The sequence below is a fragment of the Halomonas sp. AOP43-D1-4 genome, from assembly GCF_052446175.1.
Taxonomy (GTDB): domain Bacteria; phylum Pseudomonadota; class Gammaproteobacteria; order Pseudomonadales; family Halomonadaceae; genus Vreelandella; species Vreelandella citrativorans.
This window is the reverse complement of record NZ_JBQSVY010000027.1, coordinates 1-11,235: the sequence shown is the minus strand read 5'-3', so window position 1 is coordinate 11,235 and position 11,235 is coordinate 1. Positions and strand designations below refer to the sequence as shown.

Below are 11,235 nucleotides of genomic sequence, written 5' to 3'. Positions count from 1 at the left end.
TCACTTTAACAATATGAAAAGAAGCCTATGTTGATAGTAACCTCTCCCAGTGCGCTGCTAATTAATGGTGACCCCGATCCCTCTATTGCACAGGTTTTGATAGAAGCAGCTCAAAATAATCATAAGGTTGGGATTGTCTCAAATAACGCCAAACCGGGTTGGTTTGATGAGTTATTTGCCGAAACCGGTGTAATATTTAAGCAAGAGCTAGGACGGCAAAATGGAGGGATTATTAAAAGAACTGCCGAAAAGCTAAAAATCGCGCCGCAAGATGTCTTAGTGCTAGTTGGATCGCAAGCTGACATTGCCATGGGTAAGAATGGTAAAGCGGTTATGGTTGCAGCCGGTTGGTCAAATGACCCAAGAGTGTCTGAGCTCGGTATTCAAGTGGATTGTGCACGTTCTCTTAAGGAAACCCTTCGATTAACTTCGGAGTGGGATGGCAAGTGGTGGTTCAATGGCCAAGGCGCTTCGTATTCTGTACATGCTCTTTCAGATCTATCTACTTTCGGAAAAGACTTTGATCAAAAACAATTTCGCGCGCATCTAACTAGTACTATAAAACAAGGGGGGCCTCGATTGAATGCCTTACTTGCAATGGTTGCGAGATCTCTGCTAACTCAGGGTGTTGACTCGTTTCCAAAGCTTTTTTGGGGAGTGTTTCCTTCGTCAGCTAGCGATAACAGTGATAGCGAGGTACTCAGCGATTTTACGCATCGCTTAAGGACAACTGTATCAAAAGTTCGTATGGCGAGAAAGGGAGAGCCCTTGTTTGTGCGTCATAAACCATCAACTAAGCGGTCGTCAGCTGGTTCAAGAACAGATCGACTTGATCCCACCGAACAGATAGAAACTATTCATTTAAACCCTAAATATCGCGGTAACCTCACCGGGCGTAATGTCATAGTGGTAGATGACTGTACTACTCATGGGGTGTCTTTCGGTGTAGCCGCCGCACTTTTGCGTAAAGCAGGCGCTAATTCTGTCACATGCATTGCACTGGGTAAGTTTGGTAGATCTCTGAGGGACTATCAGATTGATATTACCTCAGATCCATTCCAACCACTCAATCTAGCGAAAAACGCTGTTATAAAAGATAATCCTTTTTTTGTGGGGCACGAAAATAATGCTGCACAAGAAGCGCTTAAGGGCTTGTTGGGCTAGATAGGTCATTAACTTTTTTGTAAAGTAATTATAACCTTACTGTGACCTGCCACTTGAAGGTTTAAATCTAGGCAGGTCACTTACTCTTATCGAAACAAGGAAGTTACCCGCTGACCGGCGTAACTCGTGTTGCTTGTCTCGAAGCAATCATGTTCGCGGGACGCTGAATTTCACTCAGCGTAGCGTCGTCTAAAAGCCCTTCTTCGCGTACAAGATCTAGTACTCCTCGCCCGCTCTGTAGTGCCTGTTTGGCGATTCGTGTTGAGTCGATGCATCCCACATAGCTTCGCTGGATATCTGTCTCTTCTGGCACGCAGAGGCTGACCAAATCGTCGCATAGTGAATCTGGCAGGATTGTTTGAAGGTGCAAGAGGGCAATGCTGTTTAGCATGAATTGCGGCTTTCGGAAGGGCTGCTAAAGTAGCCTCTTACAAAAACCGCCCTCTGGATGACGTCTTTCGGTACGTTTCACCTAGCTTATATATTTTAAATTACTTTAGTCTTTATTCGCCTGTGAGCGTTCTTAAAGCTTTGGTGAAGCTTACATGGTTAAGTGGCTTTATAGATGAACTGCTATCTTGCTTTTTATTATATGCGTGTACCCATGTTTTCATATCTAAAACACCCGAAGAAGCTCGAATTTTACTTTCAGCTCCTTTTAAATTTCCACGGAAAAATGCTATGTGGTTTATAACTTTTTTGATAGTCGCTTGATGGTTTTCTTCTGTTATCTCAAGCAGTAACGCACAGTACCCACCCTCATTTTCTCTACATTCAATTTCAAGAAGAAATACTCTACTTCCGCTGTAGTCAAAATGATAAACTAAAACGCTTCTATGTTTTGAAAGTGTTAACGTGGTCCATTTGTCCCTTCTGTGTTTTTTTTGATACTCGTCTATAACTCTTTTGGGTAATGGCCAAGTCAGAATGTTATCTCTAAACAGACCGCCTTCTTGTGGCTGATAGCAGAAAAGATTACTTATTATTTTTTTATTGCGAAGCAGATTCAACATTTTCTTTAACTGCAAAAACCTATAAGGCATGTTTGTTTGGCCGACCTGTTCCGCAGAAACCTCCTTTGTTTCTGTATTTCCATGCGTCGGTAATCCAGAAGTGCCATACTTGAAAAATTGATTTTCAATAGGCGTTACTTTTCCTGTAAGGTATTTATAACTAACCTCTTTTTCAATTTTTTTTAATTCTGGTTTGTTTTTCCAAGCAACCCCTAAAGAGCTGATTTCATCAAGCCCAGAATTCGCTGCAGGATCTTCTTTAGAAGAAATCGCTAAATCATCATTTGGGCTGCTGTTGTTCTGACTGCCATTTGGCCAAGGCTTATCTTTATCTGAATCTATAGTGTCTTTGCCTGTCTCGCCACTATTGTCGCGACCATGGTGGATTGTCAAGTTACTAAAAGGCCACGTTGCTGAGATTATCTCCAAGCAAAGATATTTGTTAGGTTCTGATTGTATTTGAACTGCACGTACAGAAAATTTAAAATTGTTAACTAGAAAAGGAATGCCTGCATATATATAAGACTCACCAGTAGCCCTTAAGGCATTAGCATAAATAGCATTAGCTGCTTGAATGCCATGTTCAGAAATAGTGAGATTCGCTGCATTATCAGCAAACTTATCCTTAATTCTCTTTCTTAAAATTACCAACCATTCGTCATCGGAAATTGTTCCAGTTTTTTGTATATTAACAATTCTTTCCCTAGTTGTTGCCCATGGCCCCGTTGTTAATGCTAGTGCGAACTCAGAAGAGGGTGCCATGAGGGCCCTAAAAACTTCGTGGCAAGGGATTATATAGGTACTTTGTGCTTGCTGAATTACAACGCAGTAGCTGTTAGAAAAGTCTTTTCCAAGATTGTATTCTGACTGCCCTATCCAACGGTATGGGAATTCATCTTTCCACCAACTTGGCCTTTCAGGCATGATATCGTTTGCTTTAACAATTCTAGAACTGTTATCTGTTAAATCTGCATTAATATTAATAGTTTGAGCATTAGCGCGACCAATTAGGCGCCCATTTTTGTATATGGTACCTAAAACAAGCTCTGGAACTATTCCCGTATGTGCGCGTACCAGGATCTCTTCACTCAGGCTGGCAGGCTTGCAGATTTCTTGTTTGTTTGGGTTCGAGCTTACTGGACAAAGCTTGACGCCAACAGAGGGGGTTGATGTTCGTCCCTCATGCGATTGGTACCCATCTACCCACCGTATCATCCAGTGGCGACCATCGTGAGGAAATTCTTCAAAATTAGTGATTAGATTTCGACTAGCCATGCAAATATTAGCACCTATTTTTTTCTTAAGTGCAGTATGCCAGTCGTGCAGTTTTTTGTTTAGTCGTTTTTATTAATGTAATTCACAGCCGCCGCCCACCAGCGCTGCGGCGCTGGCGCTATGATGCGGTTGGCGAAATGGGCGCTTGCCCCAGTCGGCATCCAGCGACAGCCCACATACCGAGCGCACGGCGGCGACCGCCAAGGCGTCTTCTTCTGAAAGCGGCGGTAGAATGCCCGGCAGGCGGCTGGCCAGCATGGTTTTACCCGTGCCAGGCGGGCCTGCGAACAGTAAATTGTGGCCTCCCGCAGCGGCAACTTCCAGCGCGCGACGCGCCTGTTGCTGGCCGCGTACATCGGCTAAATCGGCCATTGGCGTGGTGGTTTTTACTGAGGCGGGTAGGCGGTGGGGCAGGATTTTCTCCTGCCCAAGTAGGTGAGCAACGACCTGCCAAAGCGTATCCGCTGGTAGTACCGGTAAGTCACCGGCTAGTGCGGCTTCGTCGGCGCAGGCGCGAGGAATGATCAGAGCGTTTCCGGCCCGGCGCGTTGCCAGCGCGAAAGGAAGCATACCGGGTACGGCGCGCAGCTTGCCGTCCAGCGCCAATTCGCCCGCGCACTCCATGCCTTCTAGCGCGTCTACTGGAATCTGGCCTGAGGCCGCAAGAATGCCGAGTGCGATGGGCAAATCGAACCGGCCTCCCTCCTTGGGAAGGTCCGCAGGCGCCAGGTTGAGCGTAATGCGCCGGGTGTTGGGAAAATCAAACCCGGCATTAATCAATGCGCTACGCACGCGTTCACGACTTTCCTTGACTGCTGTTTCGGGTAACCCAACCAGCGTAAGCCCCGGTAAGCCGTTGGCAAGATGTACTTCTACATGGACGGCTGGTGCATCCAGGCCCACGCCCGCACGCGTGGCCACAATGGCTAAGGTCATTCCGCTTCCTCGCTTATTTCCTAATTCTACTTGATCAAAATAGTTAACTTACCGTAACTAAGAAAACTTTGATAGCAGGCAGGGCTTTAGGCGTGATGAGCATAGCGGGGAGATGGTGCGATGTGCGGACGCCACTTCTAACGGGTGGGCTGGTTGTGGCGGGAAAAGTCGTCCAAAGCGGTAGACAACACACGGGCAAAGCGTTGGGCGGAAGGTAGCGCTCCAAAGCTCCATACGGGTGGCAGGCGCAAAAAGTTGCCGCTTTGCACAACGGGCAGCTGTTGCCACAGGCCACTTTCTGCCAGCTCTTCTTCTACGCCCATGGGCACCGGGTCAACAATTACCAGCGTCGCTTCTGAATAGCGGGCAAGCACTTCGATACCTGCTAAGGCGAACCCCCAGGCGTTGGTGGGTTGGTCCCAGGCATTGTCCAGGCCAAGCTGCTCAAGCACCGCATTGTAAAGGCTGTTATCCCCGAAGATCCGCACATGGCGTGCATCCATAAACTGCACCATCAATAGCGGTGCGGTGTCAGGTTGCGCTTCACGTAGTGATGCCATTAGCGCTTGCGTATCGGCAATTAATTGCTCTGCCTGGGGCTGTCGCTCGGTGAGCTCACCCAACTGGCGCGTTAATGCCTGGATTTCCTGCCAGGTATCGGCGCCGGGAGAGTAAAGCGGAATGGAAGTTACCGGTGCGATGCGCTCCAAACGAGGCGTGAGTGCAGCAAACATCGGCGAGATCAATATCTGCTCGGGAGCCAGCTGGGCCAACAATTCAAAATTGGGCTGGGTGCGCAGCCCAAGGTCGGTCACACCTTCTGGAAGTCGCGGCTCGCCGACCCAGTCGTAGTAGTCCTTCTGTTGAGCCACGCCGCTGATCGGCGCGTCGATAGCCACCAACGTCTCGGCAATGGTCCAGTCCACCGTGGCAAACTGAGCATGGGCGCTGGTAAATGCTAGCAGGCTGGTGAGCAGAAGCGCGGCTCGGGCGAAAAAAAGCGTCACGGTACGGCGCATGAGGAAGAGCCATTTTGAAAGAAGAGCTGTATTTAAACGATAATCTTTCTTGCTTGCAACGCCGTGCAGGCTTGTCGTTGGCTAAACCCCGACGACGTGTGGTTAAACAGGGCGACGGGGCTCAGCGGCTCTCTTAAGTGTTTAGAAACGGTAGTGAACGCTTGCTGTAATCCCGCGCTCAGCGCCAAAGTAGCAGTAATCCAGCGAGTTGCATGACGCTACGTAGGATTTATCCAGTACGTTGTTGACGTTAAGGCGGGTTTCGACGCCGTTAACGCCCACATGGCTGAGGTCGTAGCCGATGGTGGCATCGACCAGCGTGTAGTCGGGTACGCTTTCGGTATTTGCGCGGTCTGCGGCGATATCCGCGTAATGCCTCACACCAACGCCTACATCCACGCCGTTTAGCCAGCCGCTGTTCGCTTCATAATGTCCCCATGCCTGTAGCTGGTGCCGGGGCGAGTAAATCGCATTGTTGCCCTGGTTGCCGTCGTCACTTTTAGCGTAGGTAATATCGGTAAAGCTATAGCCTGCCTGAAGCGAGAGCGTTTCGGTCAGTTGGGTCTGGGCTTCCAGCTCAAGTCCTTGGGACTCAATTTCACCCACGGCGCGGTAAGGGTCAGAGGGCTGCTCTTTGGTGGCTACGTTTTCCTGGCTGATATGGAAAATGGCCGCGCTGTACTGGTTGGCGCTACCGCTGGGTTGGTACTTCACCCCGGTTTCCCACTGCTCGCCTTCCATGGGCGAGAGCAAATCGCCGCTTTCATCCACAAAGCTTGTGGGCGTAAACGCGGTGGAGTAACTCAAGTAAGGCGCTACGCCGTTATCGAATAGATACACCACGCCCGCACGGCCGCTAAGTTGAGTATCGTTTAGCGAGCTTGAAGCGTCGGTATCCTTGTTCGTGTTATCAATGCTTACCCAGTCATAGCGTCCGCCCAGCGTGAAGCGCCAGTTATTAAGCGCAATTTGGTCCTGTAGATAAACACCGGTCTGTTCAATGTTATGTTGTTCCCGAGTAGGGGCATAAAATGCGACGGGATCACCGCCATAAACGGGCTCAAAGGCGTTAATGGGCTGGAAGGCACCGGAAGGCCATGACACGTTGTTTTCGCGCTGCTGGTAGTCCACGCCAAAGAGCAGTGTATGCGCCATAGCAGCGCTATCAAATCGAGCTTCAAGCTGATTGTCGATGGTCCATGCTTCAAGGGACTCGTCGCTGCCGGAGTAATAGCGGGTTAACTCATTGGAAGTGGGCGATGTCCAGCCAAAGCCATATACCTGATTGAGTACTACGTCTGAATTCAGGTAACGCAGCATTTGACGGCCAGTGAACTGGTCATTAAAGCGGTGTTCAAGCGAGTAGCCGAACATACGCTGGGTGCGCTCGTAGGCGTCGTAATCTTCTTCTCCGTCAAAGAAATTATTGCTGATTTTACGCCCGTTGCGGGGTGTTACGGCACCTTCATAAGGCACGCCGGAGTGATAGCCGCCTTCAGGTTCATCCTGCAGGTAGGCTTCAACCGTCAGGCTGGTGTCGTCGGTCATGTCCCATGTCAGGCGTGGCGCGATGGCGTAGCGCTGCTCTTCGGCGGACCCGAACTGGGTGTCCGCACCGCTGGCAATACCCGTTAAGCGAAATGCTATGCGCTGCTGCTCGTCAATCGGCCCGGTGAGATCGAACGCAGCGCTACGCTGGTTATTGTTGCCCACTCGCAAGCGCAGCTCGCCGCCTTGCTCAAACTCAGGACGCTTGCTGTTCAGCGCTACCATGCCGCCCGGAGAGGCGCGGCCATAGAGCACGGAGGCAGGTCCGCGAACGACTTCGATGCTTTCCAAAAACCAGGGGTCGATACGCATCGAACTGTGGGAGTTGGCATCGCCCATCACTTTCAGGCCATCCAGAAACGTATTGCTTAAGCTGCCATCGGAAAAGCCGCGCAACACTAAATAGTCGAAGCGGTTTGAAGCGCCCACCTGATTGGAGTAAACGCCTGGCGTGTAGTCGGTTGCGCGCTGGACGGTCGTTACACCACGCTCTTCCATCTGCTTCTGGGTAATGGTTGACACACTTTGCGGCGTCTCGATAAAGGGGGTTTCTACCTTGGTGGCAGCTTGCTGAGCAGTGACCGTGACCGTCGTTAACTGATGGGCAGCATCCGGTGATGTTTGGGCGTAGGCGGCAGATACCGAGCCGCCTGCCAAGGCAATGGACAGCGCAAGGTGGCGATAGGAAAAGCGGTGCGGGAGCATAAGCATGACAATAATTCTCTACCGTTTGTAATAATGAGAATTATTGCTTTTTAAGGGTCTGTTGAGCTATGCAATATGCCAAATCAGCTATGCGTAATGCCAGTGTTGATGATGCGCTTAATGTGTTCTGGCCCTGCTGCTCACTTCTGTTGGCGCAACACCGAAGTGGCGTTTGAAAGCCGTCGTAAAATTGGTGGCATGGCGATAGCCACAGGCATGGGCTGTCTGTTGAACACTATAGCCTTTTTCCAAGTGGCTATAGGCTTGTTGAAGCCGACAGTGGCGTAAGTGATCAAAAATTGAGCAGCCGTAAAGTGCACTAAATTTCTGGCGCAAGCTACTGGAGCTCATCGCCGCACGACGAGCCAGGCCGCTCAGGCAGTAATCGGTCATTGGGTTATTGCGCAGCTCGGCATGCAATTGAGCAAGCTGTTCGCGTTCGCGGGCTTTGATGCCTCGTGCAGGTTTACCCTCTCTGGCAGGCGGCGCGGGTAAGCCGTGCCCAAGAAGCTGTAGGGCAAGCCCCTGCCAGACTAGTGAATGCCGCCAGTCGTCCAGTGGCGCTTCGCAACTCGCGCGTAGCTGAGCAAAGAGTGTGGAAGGTGGCGCCCAGGCATGCAGCTGAGGCGCTTGAGCGCTAGGCAACGCATTAGGAATTGTGGCCAGTACCGCAATATTGAGGGTACGCAGCCGTGGCTGTGCCGGTTGTTCAACGATCAACGGCGCCTGCGGGGTAAAGTGTGCGCAAAGCCCCTGCCCCGCGCCTATAGTCAGCCGCTTCTGGCCTTGGGCGATGTCAATCCAGCCTTCCAAAACAACACTTAGAAACCAGGGCACTGTCTGCGTAGAGCGGGAGACATAGCGTTGACGAACAGCAAGGTCGGACAGGGTGAGATGCAGCGCAGAAGAGAGCGGCAAATCACTGACGTTGCCTTGGGCAATGGGGTCGTCAATTCCCTCCCCGGCATACAGATAGTCAATGCCGAATGTTTGGCCCAGTTGGCTAAGTGTCGATGGTGTTAACGACGTAAAGGTTGGCATCAATAAGGACCCTGCGGCTTGGTAATCCAGTGATCAACCCAGCGAGAAAACGCCGCCCAAAAGAGCGACGCTTGAAAAGAGGAGCGGTTCGTGGGTTATCCAGAGAACGCGTAAATCATCGTGATCCTATCATCGGTAGATTAAAACGCAATGATAGATGTTCTCATTTTGGTGGCGGCAGGCGTTACCAGTGCTGTGCTTATGTATCGCTTTTCTTATCGTCGTTCAGTGTGCTGCTGGCAGCCGGTTTTGGGGCAGCGGCCTTAGTGGCGACTGGCAGGTGCTTCTCAGGCTGACTCGCTTCCAGCGTAGCTTCCAACTGCGCTACTTGCCTCTCCAGGGCTTCTACCCGCGAGCGCGTGCGCTGTAGAACGTCCATCAGGATATCGAAGTCTTCCCGCGATACGAGCTCCAGCCGATCAAAGGCACCACGAACCACCTGTTGAACGCCTTTCTGAATATCTTCGGGCGCTTGTGACGCATTTTGTAAGCGGTCGCCAATCTGTTGTGCCAAACGGCTAATACGGTCCTGGGGCGTCATGGTTCTCTCCTTAAATAATGATGCTTTAAAAGTGGGCACTATTTTAAGGATACGCAACCCGCCGCCAGTACGCATGTATTGCGTATGGCATTGGCGCATTTATTCGTTTATCTCGTCGCCCAATCATGGTGCGCCAACCGTTCGTGCCGGTTCTTTTTTGGTGCAATCGGTTGCGTCCTACGCCTTTCGCGATCTTGGGGTGTGCGTAAAAGCGCCTTATTTTTTGTTAAGCCACTAAAAATTAATAAGAAATTAGCTAATGGCACGGTATGCGCATTAGTAGAGCATCGCCATTTTCAGCGGCAATGCCGCTAGCTATCTAGCAGGACTTATCAGCAGGAGAGATATGGGATGAAACTCATCACCGCCATCATTAAGCCATTCAAACTTGACGATGTCCGCGAAGCACTGGCCGACAACGGCGTGCAGGGCATTACCGTGACAGAGGTAAAAGGTTTTGGGCGTCAGAAAGGGCATACCGAGCTCTACCGGGGTGCTGAGTACGTGGTCGATTTTCTGCCCAAGGTAAAAGTAGAAGTGGCGGTTGACGATGCGCGCCTGGAAAGCGTGATGGATGCCATTTGCAATGCCGCCAACAGTGGAAAAATCGGCGATGGCAAAGTATTCGTCACACCGCTCGACGATGTTATCCGAATTCGTACCGGTGAACGCGGCGTTGATGCCGTTTAAACAGGGGCTTACCGGGCTACTTCGTAGTTCAACGGGGAACTAACAAATGAACGAACTGGCTGATCTGAGCTACGCGCTCGACACGTTTTACTTCTTGATGTGCGGTGTATTGGTCATGTGGATGGCCGCGGGCTTCTCCATGCTTGAAGCGGGTATGGTGCGCGCTAAAAACACCGCCGAGATTCTGACGAAAAACATCGCGCTGTTTGCGATTGCCTGCACCATGTATCTGCTGGTGGGGTATCACCTCATGTACTCCAGCGGCGAAGGCGGCTTCTTGCCCAGCCTGGGCTTTCTGCTGGGTACTGAGAACAGCGTCGATTCAGTGCTGGCGGGTGGCGAAGATGCGCCGTACTACTCCATGCGCGCTGATTACTTCTTTCAGGTTGTCTTTGTGGCTACTGCCATGTCGATTGTTTCCGGTGCGGTCGCTGAGCGCATGAAGCTATGGGCCTTTTTGGCCTTCGCTGTGGTCATGACCGCCTTTATCTATCCGGTTTCTGGCTACTGGACGTGGGGTGGCGGATGGCTGAGCAGCGTGGGTTACTCGGATTATGCTGGCTCGGGTATTGTTCACATGGCAGGCGCTGCCGCTGCTCTGGCAGGCGTGCTGATTCTGGGGCCGCGTAAAGGTAAGTACGGTAAAGATGGCGCTATCCATGCCATTCCCGGTGCCAACATGCCGTTGGCAACGCTGGGTACGTTCATTTTGTGGATGGGTTGGTTCGGTTTCAACGGTGGCTCTGAGCTAAAAGTCTCGGATATCGAGTCGGCCAACAACGTCGCCCAGGTGTTTGCCAATACCAATGCGGCCGCTGCTGGCGGTGTGATTGCCGCGCTGGTCCTGGCCAAACTGTGGTTCCGTAAAGCGGACCTGACCATGGCGCTTAACGGTGCGCTGGCTGGCCTGGTGGCGATTACCGCTGACCCGCTCTCGCCAACGGCATTAGGTGCCACCATTATCGGTGCGGTGGGCGGTGCTATTGTGGTCGTAGCGATTGTATCGCTTGATAAGCTCAAGCTGGATGATCCGGTCGGTGCTATTTCCGTTCACGGCGTGGCGGGTATCTGGGGCGTGCTGGCGGTGCCTATCACCAATGATGGCGCGTCCTTCAGTGCTCAAATGATGGGTATTGCGGGTATCTTCGGTTGGGTGTTTCTGACAAGCCTGGTGGTCTGGCTGGTGCTGAAAGCCATCATGGGCATCCGGGTGAGCGAAGAAGAAGAGTATGAAGGCGTGGATATCGCGGAATGTGGTCTTGAAGCCTACCCTGAGTTTAGCGTTAAGAAATAAGCATAATAC

9 protein-coding genes and 1 pseudogene are annotated in these 11,235 nt (G+C 51.3%); 3 read left to right on the top strand and 7 right to left on the bottom strand.

Translation table 11 applies throughout. The features are described from left to right. Positions 1–27: 27 nt before the first annotated feature. Positions 28–1,164 carry a hypothetical protein gene (locus tag ACT3RQ_RS17415; protein WP_192526916.1) on the top strand — a complete coding sequence of 379 codons (1,137 nt, stop codon included), beginning with the start codon at positions 28–30 and terminating at the stop codon, positions 1,162–1,164. 103 nt (positions 1,165–1,267) lie between these two features. On the opposite strand, the gene ACT3RQ_RS17410 is transcribed toward ACT3RQ_RS17415, so the two are convergent. From ACT3RQ_RS17410 to ACT3RQ_RS17380, 7 genes and pseudogenes are all read right to left on the bottom strand, one after another. Continuing rightward, entirely contained in the window at positions 1,268–1,555 is a 288-nt protein-coding gene (locus tag ACT3RQ_RS17410; protein ID WP_096277124.1) for a hypothetical protein, read from the bottom strand. Between the two features lie 112 nt (positions 1,556–1,667). Continuing rightward, a complete protein-coding gene (locus ACT3RQ_RS17405) occupies positions 1,668–3,452 on the bottom strand; it encodes a hypothetical protein (protein ID WP_096277126.1) in 1,785 nt (594 codons plus the stop codon). A gap of 87 nt (positions 3,453–3,539) precedes the next feature. Continuing rightward, positions 3,540–4,388, bottom strand: a pseudogene (locus ACT3RQ_RS17400) (YifB family Mg chelatase-like AAA ATPase); the annotation flags it as partial. Positions 4,389–4,525: 137 nt separating this feature from the next. Beyond that, positions 4,526–5,407: an ABC transporter substrate-binding protein gene (locus tag ACT3RQ_RS17395; RefSeq protein ID WP_444680977.1), complete on the bottom strand. Its 882-nt coding sequence runs from the start codon at positions 5,405–5,407 to the stop codon at positions 4,526–4,528. 141 nt (positions 5,408–5,548) lie between these two features. Then, positions 5,549–7,666 carry a TonB-dependent siderophore receptor gene (locus ACT3RQ_RS17390; protein ID WP_444639799.1) on the bottom strand — a complete coding sequence of 706 codons (2,118 nt, stop codon included), beginning with the start codon at positions 7,664–7,666 and terminating at the stop codon, positions 5,549–5,551. Between the two features lie 111 nt (positions 7,667–7,777). Beyond that, the gene (locus tag ACT3RQ_RS17385) at positions 7,778–8,701 is read right to left on the bottom strand and encodes a helix-turn-helix transcriptional regulator (protein WP_444639800.1); all 924 of its coding nucleotides are present in this window, start codon (positions 8,699–8,701) and stop codon (positions 7,778–7,780) included. 199 nt (positions 8,702–8,900) lie between these two features. Next, complete coding sequence (locus ACT3RQ_RS17380) at positions 8,901–9,242, bottom strand: accessory factor UbiK family protein (RefSeq protein ID WP_444639801.1); 342 nt, start codon at positions 9,240–9,242, stop codon at positions 8,901–8,903. 351 nt (positions 9,243–9,593) lie between these two features. On the opposite strand from ACT3RQ_RS17380, the gene ACT3RQ_RS17375 reads away from it, so the two are divergent. Both ACT3RQ_RS17375 and ACT3RQ_RS17370 read left to right on the top strand, forming a co-directional pair. Continuing rightward, positions 9,594–9,932 carry a P-II family nitrogen regulator gene (locus tag ACT3RQ_RS17375; RefSeq protein ID WP_172116897.1) on the top strand — a complete coding sequence of 113 codons (339 nt, stop codon included), beginning with the start codon at positions 9,594–9,596 and terminating at the stop codon, positions 9,930–9,932. A 46-nt stretch (positions 9,933–9,978) separates the two neighbouring features. Next, positions 9,979–11,226 carry an ammonium transporter gene (locus ACT3RQ_RS17370; protein ID WP_193057139.1) on the top strand — a complete coding sequence of 416 codons (1,248 nt, stop codon included), beginning with the start codon at positions 9,979–9,981 and terminating at the stop codon, positions 11,224–11,226. Positions 11,227–11,235 lie beyond the last annotated feature (9 nt).